Annotated in this window: 24 protein-coding genes and 2 pseudogenes; 7 read left to right on the top strand and 19 right to left on the bottom strand. The window is 53.4% G+C overall.

Features of this window, described 5'->3' with window-relative positions:
• Positions 1–62: 62 nt before the first annotated feature.
• Positions 63–995, top strand: a complete 933-nt coding sequence (locus AC1RMX_RS24465) for an FRG domain-containing protein (RefSeq protein WP_493073260.1) — start codon at positions 63–65, stop codon at positions 993–995.
• Here AC1RMX_RS24465 and AC1RMX_RS24460 read toward each other — a convergent pair.
• The 12 genes and pseudogenes from AC1RMX_RS24460 to AC1RMX_RS24405 form a co-directional block, all read right to left on the bottom strand.
• Positions 992–1,456: a phage virion morphogenesis protein gene (locus tag AC1RMX_RS24460; RefSeq protein ID WP_493073259.1), complete on the bottom strand. Its 465-nt coding sequence runs from the start codon at positions 1,454–1,456 to the stop codon at positions 992–994. The two genes, AC1RMX_RS24465 and AC1RMX_RS24460, sit on opposite strands and share 4 nt — an antisense overlap.
• On the bottom strand, positions 1,453–1,929 hold the full coding sequence (locus AC1RMX_RS24455) for a phage tail protein (protein ID WP_493073258.1): 477 nt from the start codon (positions 1,927–1,929) through the stop codon (positions 1,453–1,455). Before AC1RMX_RS24455 ends, AC1RMX_RS24460 begins: the two co-directional genes overlap by 4 nt.
• Positions 1,926–2,111: pseudogene (lysC, locus tag AC1RMX_RS24450) on the bottom strand (Rz1-like lysis system protein LysC); the annotation flags it as partial. The gene AC1RMX_RS24455 and the pseudogene lysC, both read right to left, overlap by 4 nt.
• Entirely contained in the window at positions 2,026–2,469 is a 444-nt protein-coding gene (gene lysB, locus AC1RMX_RS24445) for an Rz-like lysis system protein LysB (protein ID WP_493073257.1), read from the bottom strand. The pseudogene lysC and the gene lysB, both read right to left, overlap by 86 nt.
• Positions 2,466–2,672 carry a hypothetical protein gene (locus AC1RMX_RS24440; RefSeq protein WP_493073256.1) on the bottom strand — a complete coding sequence of 69 codons (207 nt, stop codon included), beginning with the start codon at positions 2,670–2,672 and terminating at the stop codon, positions 2,466–2,468. The genes lysB and AC1RMX_RS24440 overlap by 4 nt, the downstream gene beginning before the upstream one ends.
• Positions 2,669–3,511, bottom strand: a complete 843-nt coding sequence (locus tag AC1RMX_RS24435; protein ID WP_493073254.1) for an N-acetylmuramidase domain-containing protein — start codon at positions 3,509–3,511, stop codon at positions 2,669–2,671. Before AC1RMX_RS24435 ends, AC1RMX_RS24440 begins: the two co-directional genes overlap by 4 nt.
• Positions 3,508–3,831 carry a phage holin, lambda family gene (locus tag AC1RMX_RS24430; RefSeq protein ID WP_305836479.1) on the bottom strand — a complete coding sequence of 108 codons (324 nt, stop codon included), beginning with the start codon at positions 3,829–3,831 and terminating at the stop codon, positions 3,508–3,510. The genes AC1RMX_RS24435 and AC1RMX_RS24430 overlap by 4 nt, the downstream gene beginning before the upstream one ends.
• 45 nt (positions 3,832–3,876) lie before the next feature.
• On the bottom strand, positions 3,877–4,089 hold the full coding sequence (locus AC1RMX_RS24425; RefSeq protein ID WP_305836480.1) for a tail protein X: 213 nt from the start codon (positions 4,087–4,089) through the stop codon (positions 3,877–3,879).
• Positions 4,089–4,559 (bottom strand): head completion/stabilization protein, encoded by a 471-nt coding sequence (locus AC1RMX_RS24420; RefSeq protein ID WP_493073253.1) that lies wholly within the window; start codon positions 4,557–4,559, stop codon positions 4,089–4,091. The genes AC1RMX_RS24425 and AC1RMX_RS24420 overlap by 1 nt, the downstream gene beginning before the upstream one ends.
• A 104-nt stretch (positions 4,560–4,663) precedes the next feature.
• Entirely contained in the window at positions 4,664–5,365 is a 702-nt protein-coding gene (locus tag AC1RMX_RS24415; RefSeq protein ID WP_493073252.1) for a phage terminase small subunit, read from the bottom strand.
• Between the two features lie 3 nt (positions 5,366–5,368).
• Positions 5,369–6,388, bottom strand: coding sequence for a phage major capsid protein, P2 family (locus AC1RMX_RS24410; protein WP_336838612.1), 1,020 nt, complete (start codon positions 6,386–6,388; stop codon positions 5,369–5,371).
• Between the two features lie 43 nt (positions 6,389–6,431).
• A complete protein-coding gene (locus AC1RMX_RS24405; protein ID WP_493073251.1) occupies positions 6,432–7,259 on the bottom strand; it encodes a GPO family capsid scaffolding protein in 828 nt (275 codons plus the stop codon).
• 154 nt (positions 7,260–7,413) lie between these two features.
• Between AC1RMX_RS24405 and AC1RMX_RS24400 the strand changes: the two genes are divergently transcribed.
• Together AC1RMX_RS24400 and AC1RMX_RS24395 are read left to right on the top strand one after the other, a co-directional pair.
• Positions 7,414–9,171: a terminase ATPase subunit family protein gene (locus tag AC1RMX_RS24400; protein ID WP_493073249.1), complete on the top strand. Its 1,758-nt coding sequence runs from the start codon at positions 7,414–7,416 to the stop codon at positions 9,169–9,171.
• A gap of 11 nt (positions 9,172–9,182) precedes the next feature.
• Positions 9,183–10,193: a phage portal protein gene (locus tag AC1RMX_RS24395; protein ID WP_493073347.1), complete on the top strand. Its 1,011-nt coding sequence runs from the start codon at positions 9,183–9,185 to the stop codon at positions 10,191–10,193.
• Positions 10,194–10,280: 87 nt separating this feature from the next.
• Here the strand turns inward: AC1RMX_RS24395 and AC1RMX_RS24390 are convergent, their stop codons facing one another.
• Positions 10,281–11,270 (bottom strand): DUF4062 domain-containing protein, encoded by a 990-nt coding sequence (locus AC1RMX_RS24390; protein WP_493073248.1) that lies wholly within the window; start codon positions 11,268–11,270, stop codon positions 10,281–10,283.
• A gap of 438 nt (positions 11,271–11,708) precedes the next feature.
• Between AC1RMX_RS24390 and AC1RMX_RS24385 the strand changes: the two genes are divergently transcribed.
• The 3 genes from AC1RMX_RS24385 to AC1RMX_RS24375 all read left to right on the top strand — a co-directional run bounded on the left by AC1RMX_RS24385 (position 11,709) and on the right by AC1RMX_RS24375 (position 14,894).
• Positions 11,709–12,134 carry a LexA family protein gene (locus tag AC1RMX_RS24385; protein WP_493073247.1) on the top strand — a complete coding sequence of 142 codons (426 nt, stop codon included), beginning with the start codon at positions 11,709–11,711 and terminating at the stop codon, positions 12,132–12,134.
• Entirely contained in the window at positions 12,127–13,404 is a 1,278-nt protein-coding gene (gene umuC, locus AC1RMX_RS24380) for a translesion error-prone DNA polymerase V subunit UmuC (RefSeq protein ID WP_493073245.1), read from the top strand. Before AC1RMX_RS24385 ends, umuC begins: the two co-directional genes overlap by 8 nt.
• Positions 13,405–14,369: 965 nt before the next feature.
• Positions 14,370–14,894: a hypothetical protein gene (locus AC1RMX_RS24375; RefSeq protein ID WP_493073244.1), complete on the top strand. Its 525-nt coding sequence runs from the start codon at positions 14,370–14,372 to the stop codon at positions 14,892–14,894.
• Between the two features lie 575 nt (positions 14,895–15,469).
• Here AC1RMX_RS24375 and AC1RMX_RS24370 read toward each other — a convergent pair.
• The gene (locus AC1RMX_RS24370; RefSeq protein WP_493073243.1) at positions 15,470–15,859 is read right to left on the bottom strand and encodes a hypothetical protein; all 390 of its coding nucleotides are present in this window, start codon (positions 15,857–15,859) and stop codon (positions 15,470–15,472) included.
• Positions 15,859–16,335: a DUF4760 domain-containing protein gene (locus AC1RMX_RS24365; protein WP_493073242.1), complete on the bottom strand. Its 477-nt coding sequence runs from the start codon at positions 16,333–16,335 to the stop codon at positions 15,859–15,861. Before AC1RMX_RS24365 ends, AC1RMX_RS24370 begins: the two co-directional genes overlap by 1 nt.
• 994 nt (positions 16,336–17,329) lie before the next feature.
• On the opposite strand from AC1RMX_RS24365, the gene AC1RMX_RS24360 reads away from it, so the two are divergent.
• Positions 17,330–18,121, top strand: coding sequence for a hypothetical protein (locus AC1RMX_RS24360; RefSeq protein ID WP_273536825.1), 792 nt, complete (start codon positions 17,330–17,332; stop codon positions 18,119–18,121).
• Between the two features lie 229 nt (positions 18,122–18,350).
• On the opposite strand, the gene AC1RMX_RS24355 is transcribed toward AC1RMX_RS24360, so the two are convergent.
• The 4 genes and pseudogenes from AC1RMX_RS24355 to AC1RMX_RS24340 all read right to left on the bottom strand — a co-directional run bounded on the left by AC1RMX_RS24355 (position 18,351) and on the right by AC1RMX_RS24340 (position 21,513).
• Positions 18,351–18,707, bottom strand: a complete 357-nt coding sequence (locus AC1RMX_RS24355) for a DUF7079 family protein (RefSeq protein ID WP_493073240.1) — start codon at positions 18,705–18,707, stop codon at positions 18,351–18,353.
• 92 nt (positions 18,708–18,799) lie between these two features.
• On the bottom strand, positions 18,800–19,162 hold the full coding sequence (locus AC1RMX_RS24350; RefSeq protein WP_493073239.1) for a DUF7079 family protein: 363 nt from the start codon (positions 19,160–19,162) through the stop codon (positions 18,800–18,802).
• Positions 19,163–19,416: 254 nt separating this feature from the next.
• Positions 19,417–21,117 (bottom strand): AIPR family protein, encoded by a 1,701-nt coding sequence (locus AC1RMX_RS24345; protein WP_493073238.1) that lies wholly within the window; start codon positions 21,115–21,117, stop codon positions 19,417–19,419.
• 180 nt (positions 21,118–21,297) lie between these two features.
• Positions 21,298–21,513: pseudogene (locus AC1RMX_RS24340) on the bottom strand (hypothetical protein).
• Positions 21,514–22,034 lie beyond the last annotated feature (521 nt).

Raw genomic sequence — 22,034 nt, 5'->3', positions numbered from 1 at the left:
CATAATCACGTAGAGCTTGTAAAACGCTTAGCAACAAATGCGATTGATGAGTGATCTGTGAAATGTCTAACGTTGTTCATGAAATAAGATATGAGGCAGCACAAGATCTTTTGGGAGATTTATTGCCATGGTCTGGAAGGCTAAAGTTGAAGGATTACGTTTTTCGTGGGCATGCAAGTTCCGATTTTGCTCTTGTGCCGACGTCGGTGCGTAACTATGGGCAGGATAAACTTGGGGGGTTTCAGAAGAATGGTATTAAGATCAATGGTGTGGCTTCTGATAGCGAGTTCTCCCTTGCACTTGCTGAATATCGACTTCTGAGGGACTTTTATCGCAAGGCTGACTCTTGCGGTCTTAATGTTCCACGGTCGGATATTTTGCGGGAAAGGCTATATGAGGAGTTTGACTCTCGTCTGTTGATAAAGGTCGCTGCTGAAGGGCGATGGCTGCCTGTAGATATGCTGGAGTCAGCGGCGTTAGCTCAGCATTATGGGATACCAACTAGACTATTGGACTGGACATACGATCCTTTTGTAGCAGCTTTCTTTTCATCTCTTTCTTTAGAGAAGAAAGATGGTGATCTTTGTATTTGGGCGCTAAACAGATATTATATGGGAGTAATTTCATCGTTATATAAGGATTGTCCATTCAGTTTGGTTACTCCCCATTATAGTGGCAATCCAAATCTAGCAGCTCAGAAGGGGTTGTTCAGTCATTGGGCAACAGAGTTGCCTGGGCTGGGAAAAATTAATGATTCTCCTGTTGTTGATAGACGGCCTTTGGATGAATTGATCTGCTCCTATTTTGATGAGAAAAAAATGATCGTTAATATGCCGGTCTTTTATAAGATGTTACTTCCAGCGGGCAAGGCGCGAGATCTGGCGCTCTGTCTGAGAGATCTGGGTTACGGTTCGGCAAAAATTTTCCCCGGTTATGCTGGTGTTGCAGCCGAAATGCTGAATTTAGACCATTTGCATTTTGGGTGGTTAAATTAATGGGCTTTAGTCAGGTGGTACAGCAATAAATCACGTAATAGATCTAAATCAAGATCTGTGAGTCCAAGTAACTCACGTTGATCAAACTGTACCAATTTTGCATTTGGACTGGCTCTATCTTTCATCCCGTATTGATGGACTCTTGCAATTCGTGCAATCCGCCCGGTAAAACCCACGCTTATAGCGTTTTCGTCACTTTGCTCTTTCAGGAAGGCCGCGGTACGTATCTTCTGAAACATTTTCACTTTCCGCTTCACTCGGCCTTGCTTACCGCGCAGGTTCCGTCGTTTTCGTGGCGCGTACTTACTGCCATCCGGATTCTGCTGAGCAATGATGCGTTGCTGCTGGCTGCGCCGGAGGGTCTGGCCGATGCTGCGGGCCAATTTGTTGCGGGATGCCGGCTCAAGTTGTCCGAGCAATCCCGCTGCCCAGTCCTCCAGCGCTTCTAGGCGGTTGGTCATTTCGGCAGCACCCACTCGCTACCGGTGCCCTGGGCACCAGGTATCCAGTTCGGATCGAGAAAGTCAGCAGCTCGCTGCGGCTCGCCGGGATGGCGAATGGTGGTGTTGCCTTGGTCATCCTTGCCCACCACCACCCGTTCGGTCAGTGGCAGCCTCAGGCTCATATCGACCTTGCTGTTGTCGAGGATATCGGCCTCGAACTGAATGCCGTCTGAGGCTTTGCTCACGTTCTCCAGCAGCTCGGACTGATGGACGCTCAGCCAACCGAGCAACGGCAACATGACGCTGTCGGGATGACCGGCGAAGTCGGTGAGGATGACCTGCAGGTCGAAGCTGTACTCGAACGAGAGCGTGTGCGCGGCGGTGCAGCGGATCTTGCCGTTGTCGATGAAGATCAGCAGCCGGTCAGGGTTGTGCTTGAGTTCGGCCACGGTGGCGAGCAGGTGAGCTTTCAGGCTGTCGGGCTTGTTCATGGCTGGGCCTGCTGATGTTGGTAAACCATATCAACCTGGCTCGCACAATCCGCCCAGGCAGCTTCTACACGATCCTGGTCGGTGAGTTGATCGCCGTTATTGCGTGGACCGGTCGCCGGCAGGGTGCAGGGCACCACGGCCGGACAGCCACTGACGATAAGCGTCGGCGCCGGTGAGGGCGGGGCGCTCGCGCAGCCGGCGAGCAGCATCAGGCAAAGGCAGGTCAGCCCAGTTGCGTAGGTCGGCGTTTTCACGTTTCAGAGCCTCAATGGTGAGTTCGCGCTTTGCCAGACCTTGGCGCAGTTGATCCTGCTGGGAACGCAGAGTGGTCTGTGCGTTGCGCTCCTGTTGCAGATTGGTGCGCAACGCGTTGGCGTTCGCGAGGTTGCGCTCGACTTCTCCCCGGGCGGCGGTTGCATCCTTCTCGGCCAGTCGGGCGTCCTTGTTCGCGCCGCTGATGCGCAGTTCCTGGCTCCAGATCAGCAAGCCCAACGCCGCGAGTAGCGCTACGCCCAGCAGGGCCTGGCGCAAAGTACTCAAGCCCGGTACCAGCCGAGTTTGTTCATTGCACCAATATCCAACTGCTGCACCGGGCCGCGAATGATGATGACTTTGCGCTCCGGCATCTGAACGTAGAGCGCGTCGCGCAGCAGCTCCATGTCGTGGTGGTCGCTGTCCGGTGGGACCACCAGAAGGTCACCGTCCTGCACGTTCAATCGTTGCACTGCGTCGAAGTCGATCATGCAGCCACCGCCTGACCGCAACCGCAGTCGTCGTGCCGCTCGTAGGCGCGCTGGAGCTTGATGTCGTATAGGTTCCGCTGGTAATCCGGCCCGTTGTAGAGCTTGGCGAACTCGGCCCATTTGCGGCCCTTCAACGCTTTGTGCAGCACCGCGTCGGTCTCGATGAAACGAACGAAGGCGTCGAACTGCTGGGATTCGCCCGCGCTCATGGCGGCGACGAAGTCTTGAACGCTACTGTAGCCCAGGCGCTGCCAGTGAAAGCCCATGATCTGGAAGGCGCCCCAAGAGGCGGACTCGAGTGCGGCGGTGTCATCGATCAGGCGAGCGGTGGCCAGGCGCTGGTGTTCCGCATTGCCGCCGGCATATCCACCGGGTTTGGGGTTGACGATGGCCGGGTTGCTCGCGGCCAGTTGGTCGGCGTGCTGCTTGAGCGCGGCAGCATCGTCGCCTTCGTGCCGAACCTTCGACAGTTGCCGGTACATGACATGCCGCTCGAACAAGATGACCGGCTTGTCGTTGTCGAGGAAACCGGTGCCTTTCGATTCCACTTCGTTGACCGCGTAAACGCTGGCGAGCGGCACACCGAGCCGTTCGGCAGCGCTGACCAGGTCGGCGTTCTTCAGCAACTGTTGGCAATCATTGCCCGCGAGTGCACCCTGCGTCTTGGTGCCGGCCACACCATCGACGACCAGGCCAACCTTGAGCTGGTAAGTACGCACGGCGGCCTCGGTGGCATCACCGTAGTCACCGTCGATTTCCAGCTTGGCGCCGTTTTGATTGAGCATCTTTTGCAGGATACGCACCGCCTGCGAGCGGTCGCCGTGGCGAAGTGTGGTCATAGCTGTTCTACCTTGCGGTTGAAAATCTTCTTGGCAGCAGCGCGGGTGCCCTCGACGCCGAGCAGCCCGATGACCCCGCCGAAGAACGGCGCGGTCGAGGCCGGAATCCCCAGCAGTGACAGTCCGTGACTGGCGGATAGCGCGAGCGCACCGCAGAGCGGGGCCTCGATCAGCATTCGGCGCAGGGTCCCGCCGCCGTAGATCACGCGCAGGCTTGCGATGACCAGGGCTAGCAGACCGGAGTAGATGGCGGGCCAGTTCTGTTCGAGCCAGGCGGCGAGCCAGGCCCAGGTGTCGGGACGGTCAGGCATGCGTTTCATTCCATGATCCAGGGTGGTTGGGTTCAAGGGCTTGGTGCGCGCGGGTCAGTCCCATAGGTGCACCATCTGCCGTTGCGGGGCAGCGGCCTGGGCTTCAGGCATTTGCACCAGAAGGCCTTGCGGCAAGGTCGGGCCGTGGTCGGCCAGTCCGGGGTTGGCTTCGAGTACCGCTTCGGTCACGCCGGCAGTGCGGCCGTAGTGACGCCAGCACAGGGCATCGACGGTGTCGTTCTGTTGGGCGCGGATGCTGACGGTCATCAGATCAACTCCACGGTGGTTCGGCCGAGGCCGAGAAAGTCACGCACGGCCCAGCGTTGATCGCGGCGTAGTTCGTCGATGCTTGGGGTCAGTTCTTCAGCGTTCTGGTTGCCGCTGTTGGTGCTGTCGTAGGAGCGGTAGCGTTCGCAGATTTCCGCGCCGGTCGCGGCGTAGATCGCTCGCTGGTAGAGGTGGACGCGTTCTGAAACATCCTTGATCAGCTCGGCCGGTACTTCGGCAAGGATGGCGTAGCCGTTGGCCTGTTGGGCGCGGCGCCATTCGGCGAACTCGCGGTTGACGCTGATCGCGGCAGCGATGGTCGCAGTCTCAAGGCGGATTGGGGTGACGCTGGCGTCGATGCGCAAGGTGCCGCGCACGTCGTCCAGATCGATCGATGGCCAGAAGGGGTCGGTGTTGATGTGGCCGGCCGGGGAGGTGGTGCCGGTACCGCCCGCTACGAATCCGCTCATGAATCTGCGCTCTGTTGTAGGTCGCCGGTGGTCGGGGCTTCACGTTCAGGAGGAGCGGCCTGGCCGATCCGCCCCGAGCCGGCGGGGTGCGTGGGGACGCTCGGTTAGCTGCCATTGGCAGTGAGTTTGTTGAGCAGGCGTTCGGCTCGCTCCAGATCCTTTTTGCCACCGCAGGCATCGTGCAGGTCGATGGCTTTTTTCAACAGTTCGATGCCGGCTTGCACCTGCCCGGGTTGGCCGGGTTTGTCGTCGGTGATGCCCTCCAGCGTCGCGCGGCCCATGGCCAGGAACAGCTTGGCGCGGGCCTGATCAGGCATGTCCTCGGCGTCGGTCAGTTCGGCGGTGCGGTGCAGAATGGCCAGGTCGAACAGTTCGCCGACCTTTTGCGCCTTGAACGCGGCGGTCGCGACTTCCTCGGCGACCAGGCAACCGAGAGTGCGGGCGAAGCGGTCCGGCATGACCATCTTGTGTTGCAGCACGTACTGGGCGATGTCGAGGCCACCAGTGAAATCGCCAGCATCGAAGCGCCAGACCATGACGGTGGTCATCACTTCGTCCTGCGCACCTTGACCCGCCTCCAGCACGCCCTGCACGTAGGGGATGTATTCGGGCAGCAGCTGACGTTTGAGTTCGGCCTTGCCTTGGTTCGACTGCACCTGTTTCAGGCGCAGGCGGTCTTGCAGCAGTTGATTGAGCTGATGCTCGTAGGCCGTGGCGCCGGCCATGGTCTGGGTGGGTTCGGTCGCTGCCGCCTCAAGGGCGGCAGTAACACGCTGGAAGTGCTGCTTGGCGAGGCTGTTGGCCATGGCTTATGCCCCTTCAAGCTCGATATTTTCGATCAGGCAACCGAGGCCATAATCCTCGACGACGTAGGCGTCGTTGCTGGATTCGTAGTTCTCGATGCGGTTCTTTTCCGGCGCCTCTTTCACGTAGCGGCGACGTCCGCCGATCTGCCAGTAGATGGCGAGGTTGGCCAGCGAGGTGACCAGCGCTGCACCGTCCGGCACGTACGGGACTTCGACCGGTTGCTTACCGCCCATGCGCTTTTGCGAAAGGATCATGTCGGTGGCCAGTTTCTCGGACGCTGGCTGTTCCTTGTTGATCAGCGGGAAGTACTTGTCGTGCACCAGGTTGCTGCCGAGGATGACAACGATGCCCGGGTCCTTGCGGTGCCACGGGTCGATGAGGTTGGCGACGGCGTCGAACACCAGGGCGTCGAGGTTGTTGTAGTCGGCCTCTGCACCGGTACCGATCACGATCTTGCCGGTGGTCTTGCCGTCCTTGAGGACGCGGGCCGGGGCATTGGTGCGGTACTGCTGAAGCCAGCCGATGTTGACGTCTTGCAACAACGGGTTGGCCTGGCGGTCGGTGGTGGCCGCCACGCTGACGCCGTTGAAGCCGACCATGATCCGGTCAAGTGCCTGGCGCTTGAGGATCGCGTCGCGCAGGCGTGCCTGAAAGTCCGGGAATTTGGCCCAGGCATCGAGCTGTGCGTAGCGGATCGCGGTGTCGAAGTCAGTGTGTTCGGCCTTGTAGCCCTTCTTGTCTAGCGACGACACGTCGCGAGGCTGGCGCACGCCGTTGCCGGTGGTATCGGTGCGGCCGGCGATAGTGCTGCTGACACCCAAGCCGACCTTTTCGCCTTGCAGCTCATCGACGCCGATGATGCCGATCTGCCCGAGGAATTCGCTGGATTCCTGCATGCGGGTTTCCAGCGTCTGCTGAACCGTCGGATCGACGGCGAAGGTGTTGGCGGTCGATGACACGCCATTGAGGCGCGCCACCTGGCTCAGGTAGGCGTTGAAGTGTTCGCGGGTATCGTTACGCATGAATGTCGTCCTTCGTGGTTCGGGGCTGTGGGTGGGCCGGCTGTCAGCAGTCGGTCATGACCTTGTCGCCACCGGTTACCGGAGGGCGGGTCTTCTGGTTGTGGTCCTGGGTGGTGGAGAGCTTGTTTTTCAGCTCGGTGAAGTCCTTGCTCAGTTGATCGAGCTGGGTCTTCAGGCCTGCGGAGAATTTCTTCTCGGCGGCGAGTTGGTCGGGCAGATCCTTGACGTGATCGGCCACGGCTTCGACGGCATCGCTGATCTGCGAAAACTCGCTGTCGTCCTTGGCTTGCTTGCCCTTGAGCAGGTTTTGCACCTTGCTGAACAGCTGCGCGCCGATACTTGGCTTTTCCTCGATTTCCTCAAACGTGAGTTCGGTTTCGACCGCTTCGGTGAACATCGAGGTCGCGGAGTAGTGGCGATCCTTGAACGGATTGGCCTCTGGCTTTTGGACTGAGAACGCCAGGACGTCGGTGCCCAGGCTCGCAGGGGAATCGGTGACAGCGAGCCCGACGATGTAGGCCTCGCCGGTGTCGGCGAAGCTGTCGTCGATTTCGACGGAGGTGTAAATCTTCTGCTTGGCCTTATTCATGGCGATCAGATCGGGCGTCGGCTCGACCTGAGCAAACAGTGCCAGTTTCTTCTGGCCGTTGATGTCCACTTCTTCGGTTTTCACGGCCAGCACATCGCCGTAGGCCTTGAATGGGCTGTCCGGCATCACGCTACGGTAATGCTCCAGCCAGATACGGGCGCCGTAGGTGGACGGGTTGAAGTTCTTCGCAGCCTGTTCCAGCCAGGTACGTTTGATGATGCGCTTGTCAGAGGTAGCGCCCTCGACGGCGACGCGGAACCAGTTGCTGCGAAATTTCTTCATGCCGGGAATCCTCAATGCGTGGGCGCTGAAAGCGTTGCGATGAGGGGCATGGTCGTGACGCGCGCGAGTTGCGGCAACGAGGCGGGACTGTAGGGAAGGGGGCTACAAGGGGCGGCACTATTGAGTCGAGGGCGCGGGCGGCAGCATCGCGGCCATGACTACGACCGCACTGTTGCCCATCGATCCCCGCCGCCAATCCAAGTTCCTCTACTGGATGGGTTGGCGCATCTGCGAGATTGCAGAGGCTACGGGCGAAAAGGAAAAAACGCTACACAGCTGGAAGGCCCGCGACGAGTGGGACCGGGCCGACAACGTCGAGCGTATCGGTGGGGCACTGGAAGCGCGGTTGGTGCAGTTGATCCTCAAGGACAACAAGAGCGGGGGCGACTTCAAGGAGATTGATCTGCTGCACCGGCAGCTTGAGCGCCAAGCACGGATTCAGCGCTTTCAAGGGGGTGGTACTGAAACCGACCTCAACCCGAACCTGGCCAAACGCAACGCCGAGCCGAAGAAAAAGGCCGCCAAAAACGAGATTGATGAAGATCAGATCGAGCTGTTGCGCGAAGCCTTCGTCGATGGGTGTTTTGACTATCAGAAGGATTGGTACCGGGCTGGCAACCAGCGCACCCGCGTCATCCTAAAGAGCCGGCAGATCGGCGCGACGTACTACTTCGCCCGCGAGGCGTTCATCGATGCGCTCGACACCGGGCGCAACCAGATTTTCCTGTCGGCTTCGAAGAATCAGGCCTACCTGTTCCGAGGCTACATTCAGGCGTTCTGCCGCGAGGTGATCGGCGTCGAACTGACCGGCGATCCCATCGTTTTACCCAATGGCGCCGAGCTGTTTTTCCTCGGCACCAATGCCCGCACAGCCCAGGGCTACCACGGCAATTTCTACTTCGACGAATTTTTCTGGACGTTCAAGTTCGAGGAACTGAACAAGGTCGCCTCGGGCATGGCGATGCACAAGAAGTGGCGAAAGACCTACTTCTCGACGCCGTCGAGCATGGCCCACGAGGCGTACACCTTCTGGACTGGCGAGCGCTTCAACAAGGGCAAGCCCGCTGCGCAGCATACGAAAGTGGACGTCTCTCATGGGGCGCTCCAGCAGGGGCGGTTCTGTGAGGACCGGTTGTGGCGGCAGATCGTCACGATTCTGGACGCGGAGCGGGGCGGGTGTGACCTGTTCGACATCGAGGAACTGCGTCGCGAGTACAGTCCCGAGGCATTCGCCAACCTGCTGATGTGCGAGTTCGTCGATGACGGGGCGAGCATCTTCCCGCTGACCCTGTTGCAGTCGTGCATGGTGGACAGCTGGGTCGAGTGGGCCGAGGACTACAAGCCCTTCGCCATGCGCCCATTCGGTGACCGTCAGGTCTGGATTGGTTACGACCCGGCCGAGACGGGCGACTGTTCGGGCTTGGTGGTAGTCGCGCCGCCGCTGGTGCCCGGTGGCAAGTTCCGCATCCTTGAGCGTCACCAGTTCCGGGGCATGGATTTCGCCGCGCAGGCCGCGTTCATCAAGAGCGTCTGCGACCGCTACTGGGTGACCTACATCGGCATCGATGTCACCGGCCTGGGCAGCGGCGTGGCCCAGCTGGTGCGCCAGTTCTTCCCGGCGGTGACCACTTTCAGCTATTCCCCCGAAGTCAAAACCCGCCTGGTGCTCAAGGCCTATGACGTGATCCACAAGGGCCGGCTGGAATTCGACGCCGGTTGGACCGACATGGCCCAGTCGCTGATGGCGATTCGCAAGACCGTCACCGCCGGCGGACGACAGTACACCTACACCGCCGGCCGAAACGACAACACCGGCCATGCCGACCTGGCCTGGGCGCTCTTCCACGCATTGCACCACGAACCGCTCGAGGGGCAGACCACTGCCAACACCGGGCGCATGGAGATTTACTGATGACCGAACAAATGGCCAACCAGACGTTGCCCGCGACCACACCCGCCACCGGCGCCGGGACGCAGGTGTTTTCCTTCGGCGAGCCGACACCGGTGCTGGGTGGCAGGGAGGTCTTCGACTATCTGGAATGCTGGTTCAACGGGCGGTGGTATGAGCCGCCGTTGTCGCTGGACGGGCTGGCTCGATCAGTGGGGGCGAGTGTGCATCTGCACTCAGGGTTGATGTTCAAGCGCAACCTGTTGAGCAAGACGTTTATTCCGCATCCGCTCTTGTCGCGGGCTTCGTTTGAGCAGTTCGCGCTGGACTTCCTGTGCCTGGGCAATGGCTACCTTGAGGGGCGTCGTTCGCGGTTGGGCGGGGTGCGCAAGCTCGAGACGCCGTTGGCGAAGTACATGCGCGCTGGGCCGGATGGGCAGTTTTACCAGGTGCGGGGGTGGAAGGATGAGCATGCGTTCGAGCCGGACAGCATTTTTCACCTGCGTGAGGCGGATCTGCATCAGGAGATATACGGGTTGCCGGAGTGGATCAGCGCGTTGCAGTCGGCGTTGCTCAACGAGTCAGCGACGCTGTTCCGGCGCAAGTATTACGAGAACGGGAGTCATGCGGGATTCATCTTGTACATGACGGATGCGGCGCAGACCGAGGCTGACATTGATGCGTTGCGCAAGGCACTCAAGGAATCGAAAGGGCCGGGGAATTTCCGGAATCTGTTTGTTTACTCGCCGACCGGCAAAAAGGACGGGATTCAACTGATCCCGGTGAGCGAGGTGGCGGCGAAGGATGAGTTCAACTCGATCAAAAATCAGACGCGGGATGATGTGTTGGCGAGCCTGCGCATTCCACCGCAGTTGATGGGGATCGTTCCGCAGAATGCGGGAGGGTTCGGGTCGATTCGGGAGGCGGCTCAGATCTACGCTGACAACGAGCTGGAACCCATTCAGACGCGTATGATGCAATTAAACTATTGGTTAGGGGAGGAAGTGTTGCGTTTCAAACCCTATGCAGGCGGCCGGGAGACTTAAAGTTTGGGAAACTCGAAGGGCTGCTCACTCGAGCTGGAGATGAAAGTAAAATTAGCCGCAATTAAGCGGCTTTTGAGGGCGCTGGTATCAGAGAGCTTTTGCTTTTTTCTTTAAGGCGACTTGTTCTTTTTCTATGTGTGCAAGCAGATGTAATCCTAATTTGGTTACAAAATACCTTCTATATCTTACGCCTGTAACTTTTTCGTTCTCTGTTAGTCCGTGAATTTGTAGCTTTGGACAAATATTAAAATAAAGAAATCTACTTAGGTCGGTGGCGTTGCTTGCTGCGTTGGTTACGCCTTGTATCAGTTTGTTTCGCGAGTTGTAAAAAATATCTAAAAGGCTGTTTTCTTCTTCTTTATCAGATGGGCTTAAGGTTGACGGGATGTTTACCGTCAAGTGATTTAAAACTTCCACTATTTCAGAGAGTTTTTCTTTGTCTCCAGTCGACTTGACTGGGATTGGTAGAGGGCGGCTTTCTAGTTTCTTAATTGTTTCCTTTAATTCGCTGTTCTCATCCGATAGCTTTTTTATTTCTTCAAAGAGTGGCTTGGTGTCAATGATTTCGCTTGCTGAAACCCATCCTGTTAACTCTCGTCTTCCTGCGTAATCAGAAAGGCTTTCATATACGCAAAGCTTTATGTCTTTAAGGTCGTCAAAGAATGATGAGATTTTTCCGAGTGCCTTTTCTCGAAACGCTTTCAATTCCTTTGGATTGTCTTTTTCTAGATGATTGGTTCCATGGTCACGAACTTTTCTTTCCAATGCTTCTTCTTTGATTATGACTGAAAACATCGGCTTGTTTTGGGCAGCGGCATAATCGAATTCTAGCTCCGTATAGCTCAAGCTTGTTGAACTTTCGATGGATCCGTATCTGCCTCCTAGGATTAACATGTAAACGTCGGACTGATCAATCCAATCGTTAATTGTTTCCATTTGAGAGCGATCACCTGCAGTAAAAAGCTCCATACCAGCAGGGATATGTCCTGATTTTAAAATCGCACCTACAGCTGCTTGTCGTTCATCAATCAAATCGGTGTAAGTACTAGATATGAACACCTGAAGTTTACGCTTCATTCCATCCCCCCCGCCTTTCCATTAAAAAACTAAGGTATCGAAGTGCCAGCATTGTGTCTACTAAGGGTATGCGAGAAAACCCAGTAGACATCGGCATTGCCTTTCACTGACCAGAACGGCGGCATGGTGGGCAGTCTTTTGGGCACAGCTGAAAGAACTGAGTCAGGAGGTATTTTCATCTGCGAGAGGAGCATTGCCGAGTACATCAGTCCATTCCAGCACAGAGAGGTTTCGCGCTGTAGTGATGGGGAATTGTCGTGGCATCGAAACCGCTGATATGGGGAGGCTCCACACCTCGATACACAGCGCCATCCCTCTCGTACCGCATAAATTTCCCTCAGGTAGGGTTCTCCCGCCTGTCCGAATTATCCTATACAAATTGACCGAAAAACTTGTACAGATGTACTGTATGTATGTACAGTTTCAGGGTCGTGCATCATGAGCTTTTTTATTCTAGCCCCTATTACCGAGGGTGGCTTGAAGCTGCCATTGAGTTCGTTTCGAGTGCCTGCCGGTTTTCCATCGCCGGCTGCGGATCACATTGAAGCGCATATCTCATTGGATGAGGTTCTAAACATTCGCGCCCCGCATGTCTACTTGGTCTCTATTGCAGGGGACAGCATGCAGGGCGTCGGTATTTTTGACGGTGATCTCGCGGTGGTGGATCGTGCTCTGGAGCCTGCGCATGGCCACGTCGTCGTAGCGCTGCTGAACAATGAGCCAGTATGCAAACGGCTCTGCATCCAGGGCAGGGAGGTGATTCTCCGTTCGGAGAACCCAAAGTATCCACCGAGTTACGTGCTTGAGGGCGACGAACTGGTGATTTGGGGTGTGATTACCTGCAGCGTGCGCAGCCATGTCTAAATCCAATGCAGTTTTCGCCCTTATCGACTGCAACAGCTTCTATGCCAGTTGCGAGCGGGTTTTTCGACCCGATCTAACCCGAGTACCCATAGTTGTGCTTAGCAACAACGACGGCTGCGTGATCGCCCGGAGTTATGACGCCAAGCCCTATGTGAAAATGGGCGAGCCGTATTTCCAAATCAAGCACAAGCTTCATAAGTACGGCATCGTCCCGTTCTCGTCGAATTACGCGCTTTACGGCGACATGAGTGAGCGGGTCATGACACTCATTGAATCAATGGCGCCTGCCGTTGAGGTCTACAGCATCGACGAGGCCTTTGCCGACATGACTGGCATAGACGGCCGGGATGCTCTCGGGCGGAAGATCCGCAGCCAGGTGCTGCGCTGCACCGTCATCCCGGTTGGGGTGGGGATCGCCCACACCAAAACCCTGGCAAAGTTGGCAAACCACACCGCCAAACGGCTCCAGGTGGAAACTGGTGGTGTGGTCGATATCTGCGACCCGTTTAAGCGTGACTGGGCGCTGCGCAACCCCAACGTGTCTGAGGTCTGGGGAGTCGGTCGCAAGATGAAACTTCACCTGGACGCCATGGGCATCAAGACCGCAATGGACCTGGCGAAGGCTGACCCGTGGACGCTACGCAAGAAGTTCAGCGTGGTGATCGAGAAGACTGCCCGGGAGCTGGCCGGCACCCCTTGCTTAGAGCTGGACGAGCCGGACCCACCGAAGCAGGAAATTTGCTGTAGTCGGATGTTCGGTAAGCGGCTCACCGACCTGACACCCATCAAGGAAGCGGTGGCTACCTACATGATGCGTGCTTCGGAAAAGCTCAGGGCGCAGCAGTCGCTGTGCAAGAAGATCCGCGTCAGCATCCGCACCGGGATGTTCAACCCGGAGGAGGCGAAGTACGCCAATGGTGTGCTGATCGATATGCCATACCCCACTGATGATGTGCGGCTGCTGACCAAGGCTGCGGTGGACGCTCTCGACCGAGTGTTTCGGCCCGGCTTCAAGTACAGCAAGGCTGAGGTGCTGTTGATGAATCTCTGTCAGCAAGGGGAGTACATCGACGACCTGTTTGCCACCACTCAGCCAGTCGACGCCACGAAGTTGATGGCGGTGTTGGACCAGATCAACGGGCGATGGGGTAGAGGGACACTCCGATCAGCCAGCGTGCCCGTCAACCCTGACTGGGGCATGCGGCGGGAGATGATGAGCCAGAGCTACACGACCAGGCTGGACCAGCTGTGGCAAGTGTCCTGTCGATGACCTGCTGAACCAATGAGCCGCCCGCCGAGGCGGCTTTTTTCCGTCCTCAAGAAAGTGCACCGAAATGGGGCGTTATCGGTGAGCAGTGGCGTGCTTCAAACTTGGCGCGCGCCGTCGTCCCCCCACCTCGCCTCCGGGCTAAATGGGTCTTTTTTTCCGCAGCGCCGCACCTGCGCGCACTCAGCCCAGGCCGGGCTACGTAGTTCTGAATGTGAGGGTCAAAAAGCCTGCGGATCCCTGCGAGGGGGACATCTGTTGGGGCATATCTGATTGAGCAGTGACAGGACCATCGAAACCAGGCGCTTTTTCAGGAACGCTATCGGAAAAAAGTAATGTGGTAATTCGGATATCGGTAAGCCGGTGTAAGCCCCGTATTCATTGGCTTTGTAGGATTACTTCAGAAAGTAATTTTGAGTAATGAAAAAGGTAATGTGGCTGTAAGTGGCTGATTTATAACGAATGCATTAAAACAAAAATTACTTCCTTAAAAGGTAATTGCCTTACCTCTACATTACTCAAAAGTTACCTTTTACCGATCCGTTGCAGGCTAGTGAAATCAAGGCTCTCAGCCGGCTCAGACGTGCGGCTTACCAAAATTACCATTTTCCGATGCCTTTCCCGAAAAAGCGATATCACCCATAAGGCGATACTGCGGATTGCCTCGCCGCATACTGATTCAGATGACGAAGAGGCATTGTCACGCAGGTCCTTCTGGCCCGCACAAAGACGCTTGTAGGAAGTGCTGGGGATTGGAGCGACAGGCACCCGCAACATGAAGATGCATGGCGTTATGTTGACCACGGGCAGGCTGGCGTTGGTAGGTGGTTCGGGTATTCACTGGTTTACAGGATCAGCGAAAACGGAGAAGTGTCGAGAGGTAGGGCGGGTCGAAGTCGGGGTATACGTTTGGCAGTGTGCCCGGATATCGTAGTCCGCACTCTATTTCTCGAAAACGGAAAATCGAAATGGCTCTGGCTTCCGTAACGCCTTACGTGTTCAACACCAACGAATTATTGACTCTTGGGCTTGCCGCATATGCAGCCGTGGTTTCTACCTTCGTTTTAGGCTGGGACGCTTACAAGTGGCTAGCTTCTGGAGCAAAGATCGATATGTCGGTTACGCCTGGGATGAGGATCTTCGGTGGGCCAGTTGAAGACTCGAATACATACATCTCCATAACAGCGAGGAATGTCGGAGACCAACCCACCACCATCACAAATTTAGGAGGTATGTATTTTGATTCTTGGTGGCGGGCGTATGTTACCCGGCGAAGGCCGTCCGAGAGCTTCATAGTCAACCAACCATCGCAAGCTCAACGTATCCCGTATCGCTTTGAAGTCGGCGATCAATGGATCGGCTTAGCTGATCAGACCGATGACATCACCCAGAAGGCCAAGAGCGGGTATCTGTTTTTTATCCTCTACACGGCAAAAGGTGGCCGCGGACATAGAGTTCGCGTGAAGCTTCGGGAGAGAAAGCCCGCTGAATGAGGCGTGCCGGTTGCTACCACCGGGCAGCCTAACGATTTGCACATTCCGTTTGCAGGGACCGGCTAAGCCGAGTGGTACAAAAGTGGTACGGGTTTTTTAGGGTGCACTGTAAGCCAAGTGCTGCGGGAGCTGTAGATCCAGTGATTCCAATCCATCATCCGCGTGCCGGCACGTTGCAGGTTCTGGCTCGGCCGCTCTATGAGGCTTAGGAACTAGCGGGTGGCTTTGTCAACTCAAGCCCATAAGCGCTCGATCCTGATCGAAATGGCTCCAACATGGGGGCCAGTATCGCTAGGGCAGCCATGACGTTGTCGTCTCATGGTGCAGTCTCTCTTTAAGGCAATAAATGACCTCCACGTGAGTTTACTAGTCTGGCCCACACGAAAGTCGGCACTAGGGACCATAATGTCGGGAAAATATTTCGCCCATTCGTGCAGGTATATTTTCGTTGCAATATATGAGCACTGGTGCAAAAAAAATACCCTTTCAGCCCAGTTCATGTAGGCAAAAGGGTATTCCTGTTTGTATCCAAGCTAATTTTAGTGCGTTGGCACCTTTAATGGTAGCGAATAAATTTATGTGGGTGTCTTTGATATGCTGGAAAGCCATGTGCCAATTTGATCTTTGGCGAGGATGAATATCAAGATTAAAAGTAAAGAGTAAAGTACGTTGCCTACTATGCCTGAGAGGATTGACCAGCCGAAAGACTTTGTTGCAAGTTCTTTCTTCAGACTTTTTAACTCGCTTTCTACATGCTTTGAAATGATATCATCTGCTGCTCGAACATGAGCATTAACGCTTGCGTCAGATAGCAGGATGGTGTTGATGGCGGCAGCTGTTAATGTCGGATCCTTTGCCAATGTCTCATATTGCTGGCAATAGACACTGAAGGCTAAGTCACGAGTGCAAGAGTTTATTTTGTTCTTTGTGCAATGTTGTTCAATGGTCTCGTATGGAGTCGGCATTATGCATTCTCCGACTGCGTAGGTGAGGAGTATTGCCAGTCCCGTGCAAGCCTGTCTAATTGTATATACAAGGCAGGTGCTGTGCCCTCACTTCTTGATACGTAAACGAGTTTGACTACGGCAAAATAAAACTTTGGTAGCGCCTCGCCTAGGCGTTCATAAGCTAGTCGCTCGTCGTAAACTCCGGCTCGAATGCCAATAGCTAAGTTCTCGAAATAGTCTAGAGCACCAAAAATCTTCCCGAAGTTCTCATGCAGCATACTGTCTTTCCCACTAAATTCACTCCATAAGACTCTCGATAGGATTTCTGACACGTGCTCAGGAATTTGAACCGCAGCAAGGGTCCGCTGAACTCTCAGTGCTCTATTTTCAAGTTCATAGGAGCGCCATAGGCGTGCTAGAACCATTGCGATCACAAAGGTTCCCATAGCAGCCATAGCGCTTAGAGCAAAGCTCGTTGCCTCAAAATAATTCATCAGCTTACCTGCTTGAGTGTCGGGGGGGGGGAGGGCGCGGCGGGATGATAGCAAAGCAGTGGCAGGCTGGGAAAAATTGTCGGGAGGCTCGTTGGATTAGGTGCCATCTAAAAGGAGATGAGTGGTACAAATTTGGTACGAAAGATAATGTATTGGCGCACGGGCCAAGTAAATAAGGATGTCTAGGAAGAATGGGTCCAATCCATCATCGGCGCGACGGAGAAACGGCGGGAGAGTGGGGCGGGTGTGGCGGTGATTGGGGGCATTGGGGGTACGGAATCGGTGTGGCTGGGAGATGGGGGAGTTTATCAGGAATGGAGGGGTGGGGCTTGGGGGGCGTCTGGGTGGTGTGTCGACGGATACAGCAGCTTGATAAAGGCGCGCTAATAATAAATCCGGCACCATTTCTAGAGAATTATTTCTCTCGGCGGCTTGAGTTTTCTTTAGATTGAACCATCGTGTTTGATGCCAATGATGGCAGATAACGGACTATAAATATGGCTAACGTATATGTGGAACCGCGCCCGAAGGGCAGGCCAGACGGCGCGGCAATCGATCACTATGTGCTTGAGCATGCCGGTGGAGCGAGCGTTGATGGAATTCGTCACAGAACGCAGGAGGCGGCCATCAAAGCAGCTAAAAGCTTGGGGCACAGTCCCTTGGTGGGACGTGTGCGTGATACCAGCAAAGGCAATCCTGACCATTGGAGATCGGCATAGCTGAGTTGAGTCGCGCAAACGGTTAGGGCAATAGCGTAAGGGTGGGCTCGACTCTGAGGTTCAAGCTACGTTTCCTTGTATAGCCGGTCCTGCTGCCTTTTTCGGGTAACAGGGCCTCTATGAAAAAAGTGAGCAGATTTTTTTTCGGATTTCTATGTGGTAAATAAACCAGTCCCTATTTCCTAGTGATTTCTAATAAATAAATCTGTCCTGTTTTTTGTCTATAGTTACTTTTTTGCTTTTTTTTCGGCGTTGTAAGCACAAGGATTGCAGAAATGCCCGACATAAGCAGTGCATATAACTGGACCGCAAATAATAACCATAATGTTCGCCTCTTCGCGCGCGCCACCATTGTCAGCGGGCGGCATGTCACAGAAAATTCACCTCAGATGTCTCAATGGCTGAATCGAGTCAGCATTGCCGCGAACAGTACTGACATGGTGTTGCAGACCCGGCCGATGTCTGGCGCCAATTGGAGTGCCGTAAACCCGGCGGTAAGCATCACGCAGGCGCAACTACTAGCCTTCGTCAACTTTATTAATCAAAACTCTTACGATGATCAAGCGCATCGAGGTGTGCTCACCAATGCAACATGGCGAGGCTTCTACAATGTTGCGCCGCGCGCCCTTGTCTATGTAGACCATGCTGGTGCACCCGCCGGCCCTCCAGGGCCGTTGCCAGACACCGTACCCTGCTACGACTGTTGGTTAGTGCATACGCTCGACAACATTTCAATTGACCACCAACGCCCCATTGGGGGTAATCCGTACGAAGCTATCTGCAAAGTCTTTCGTGCATTGGGTCTCACCCGTGGTACGGTCCAAGGCCCAAAAGGCGCGCATTTTCAAGCCATCCATATGGCCGCAGTGGGTGGTGTAGCATCTGTCTCTACTGCTAAGGCGGACAAGTACACGTTGAATACCCGAGGTGAGATTTATTACTCTCTTTTTTTTCACCGCAATATGCTTCAAGAGCTCGCTATTGCCTGTATGAATCACATTATTAATCTTCGTCCTCTCTGCAATGGTTGCAACACCCCTAATCGCAATACATCACATTACCCCTAGGTCCGCTGAAAAAAAATGTACGAATTTGTCTTTTGCCAGTCTTCAGGAGTGAAGGAAGAGGAGGCGGGTTTATTTGTTTTAGCGCTATAAAGTTAAAGGTGGGTGTTTTTTTGAATTCTGGGTGGTAATAAATTTATCCACTTTTCCGGTCAGGTTTTTTTCTTCATTTTGGTGTGTGGAAGGAAAGAAAGTTGCGGAAAAAAGGTGGAGGGTTTATTTTTTAGAATGCTCACCTTTGGTCTTGATACTGCTTTTCTAATTTTATCCAGATGTACCTGTATCTATTCTTCAACCACATCACTAGTAAATCATTGGTTTTGCTTTTAAGCCAGGTGCTCTTTTTCGTCTCCAGCATTTTTTCAATATCGTTTTCCAACTCCTCCCTGTTGAAACAAAGCCATGTAGTTGGAAGTGTACTCTCAAGGTTGGAGTGGCAAATAGGTGCCACCTCTTCAAAAAGGATGCGTTTTATTTCATCTCGATCGAATTCTCTTGTCTGTCTTGCAATTGCAGTATAGTCGACGTCGTTATCAATGAATGCATCTGATAGCGCCCAGCGTATATCCGCTCTCTGCTGTTTTGTCATAAAGTTATCAGATTTAAAAAAACTCAATTTTTTCAATGAGGTGTTTGAATTCGTAGGTTTCAATATGTGTCTTGTTGGTTGCAAGATTACTCTTAATTATTAATGTTTTTTGAGATTTCTTTCCAGATATAGCTGTAACTATGTCGAAGCCAAAGAACCTTCAGTTTGTCAAATGCTCGACGCGCCATGTTTTTTTCACGAGCTTGCAGTTCTTTTTCAATCTCGTCCAACAACCACTCATCCTTGAACCCCGTCCAGATGGGCGGTGCTGGCGTCTCAAGATTGCCAAAGCACACAGGAGCCACTTCTGAATACAGTATGTCCTCAATAATTTTAAGATCGTAGGATTTAATTCGCTCCGCGATGTATGCATAGTCGACTTCGTTGTCAACGAAGGCTTCAGCCAATGCTATCTGGATCTTGGTCTTATCTTTCGGAGTTAAAATACTTCCCAATGGGAAAGCTCCTCTAATTCTTCGGCAAAAGTATCTGCGACTACGCTTCCGGCAATGCCACCAACGATGCTGCCTAATAAAACTACTAATAAAGGTGGCGGATTTGTTTTAATGGCCATCGAGCAGATAGAGCGGTGGCCTAAATAAATCCGTCCCGTTTTTGCGTTTTTGGTCCTGTAACAGCAGCAGTGGATAAATACACGAAATGCTGCAAGCGCTCGTGGGCTTGCAGCATCGTTAGGATCGGTAGTCGTCTAATTTGTTATAGCGTCCACATTACCTAACACCGTTGCAGTGAGAGGAGGTGACTTCAACAAATCACGTGAGATATCTGGATCTGGTATAGCAGTCCTGATCAGAGAGTCCAATCTGTCGAACCAAACTCCATCATTTGCAGAAAACAGATTGTACAGTGCCTCGTTTTTATTTTTGCAACCAAATTCCTTAAACATTGCTCCGCAGTACTTAGATGCTGCTGTCATAATATGCCAGCGAAGCTTTGAATATCGGCCATCAAATCTTTTGTTGCCTGTGAGGAGTCTCAGTCGGTAGTAAATGTAGCAGGCTGTGTAATAGTCTTCCTCATGGCGACCTTGAGAAAAAACCTCATTTAACAGGTCGCCAGTCAATCTATTTGGATAACGGCTTGATAGATCCGGACGCATCATTGCGACCGCGGCGTAACAGCGTGCTACTTCCCTCGCATCGAATATACGAGCGGGCGCAACGTTTTCCGCTCTATATTGTCCTTTACGTCGTTCGAAGTAGATCCTATTCGCCTCCGTTGCACCTCTTGCATTAAAGTATTGTTCCAGAACTCTCAATGCGTCTAGTGTGGAAATAAACTGTGCATCTTCTACTTTTGATTGTCTGTTGGTTGCGCGGACAATGTCGTCAATCACCGATGGTTTGTCAGCTTCAATAAGCTTGATCATCAGGCTTACTGTGTTGTCGACTTGTCCGTCTAAGGAGATAAGTATGTTTGATGTCTGGCATCCATTCACGATTTGAAAGTCGCGAATAAATATTTCTTGTCCGGCCGGTCTAATGCTCGATGCTACAATTGTAATGCCATTATTCATAAGGCCGAATCGTTGCTTCTTGTCTGCGCTATTTAATGTTTCGGCAATTTCAGAGTTGACTTCAACATCTACCCCCAAGAAGTCTCGTACGTTTTCTTCGAATAGTTTCTTCCGAGGAGTACCGTTTTGGTCTTTTAGAACCGAATCTATAAAATTGCGCGCAGTAACAGTGGCGACATACGCGTTATTAATATCAGGTGCGAAAGGAAAAGGAGCGTAACCGACAGTCGGTAGTTTTGCTTCCATAGGACCATCGGCTGACAACCAAAGTTCATGGATTATATCGCGATGGGCCTTAACGAGAATCGTCTCGTTAGAGTATCCCATTTTTTTCAGCGCGGCCTCGCCGACTTGGAATGCAGCGTTTATCTCTACTGCGTCTGTGTCCGGAGCTGCGGAAAAGAAATAAGCGTGTAGATCGGGCAATCCGCCTCGAATTCGACCGATATTTTCGAAGACTTTGTTAAACATCTCTTTGAAAGTGGCTAAGTACGGACTATGAGGTTGTGCAGGAGATTCTGATAAGTAATCAACGATAGCAGCAATAAATGAATCGATCTCTTGCTTGGACCAGGTCACAGATCTTTTCGCTTGGGCTAGTACGATCGTGACTTTATATTCGCGCCTACTCGTACCGAATATTTCTTCCAGTTCTTCCAGTGAAAAGACAGCGCGATCATCGAGAAATAATAGAGCGCCATCTATACCTGGGTCTGCGCCTTCATAAACTAAGTCAGTTGCTTCGACTTTGTCTCCGGAGTACTTGGAGAATGCGCAATAATTTACGAAAGCCTCAAAGTTTTTTGACTCATCAAATGGAGCGCCAAAATCTTTGCAGAAAGTATCAAAGTAAGATTTGGTTACGAGGTGCATATTTCTATCCCTAGATATGGTCGACAATATTAGACAGAATTTGTAACGGAGCACAATCCATCCTTTCCTACCCCGAGGCTTCGGCCAATCGCTGACTCGAGTATGAACGCAGCCGTGTTTTTCTCGTCCCAAGAGGCGAAATCTTCTGCTCATTGCGGGACAGGGAGCCAATAGCGTTGCTTAGTCGTTTTCGACGTTTCTTAGCCGAGTTATACCCTGCTTGATAAAACCTGCGTTCTCGCCAATTCGCTCCAAGGCGCTGCGGGCATTTTACCCAACAATCTCGTGACCTTGCTGCTCTGTAAAGAGTACCAACTCCATCAACGCAGCTTCGAGGCCAAGCTGATTTTCGTACATTTTTTCTAGAACGACGGTAAGTGAATATTCGCTGGTTATACATTCGGCTCCATCCGGAAAGCAGGAAGCATAGCAGGGCAGATGAGGGGACAAATTGCAGTTCTAGGCTGGGAAAAAGGTAATTTTGGTAAGCCGGAGCTAAAAATTGGCTACAGCCTTTATAGACCATGGCTTTGACGTATTACCTTTGAAGGTAATATTTGATAAGGAAAGAGGTAATATATCGCCAACTAATTGATTTTAAAGGGTTTAATAGATGAAATTACCAATGTTGCCTTTTTCCAGGGGGCAACCTGAAAACGGGATGAAGCGTAGACGAGATAGTTGTCCGGTCTTCCACGCGCGCGATTTAACTCTCACAAAAACTCGCCTGGGCTGACGATAGACAGTGCTGGTGATTGGAGCCGAGAACCGATGCTTAAGATTTTCTAAAGCCGTCGGTAGAAGAGAAGGGTGGCAGAGGGAGGAACACAAAGTTGGTACACACCTGGTACGCGGGTTAGCAGCAAGGCGTTTGGATCTTTATTTGCTGGAAGTAAAAGAGGGGTCAGTCCGATCCA

It is taken from the genome of Pseudomonas sp. GW822-FHT03F04, assembly GCF_058801405.1.
This window is presented reverse-complemented; position numbering and strand designations above follow the sequence as displayed.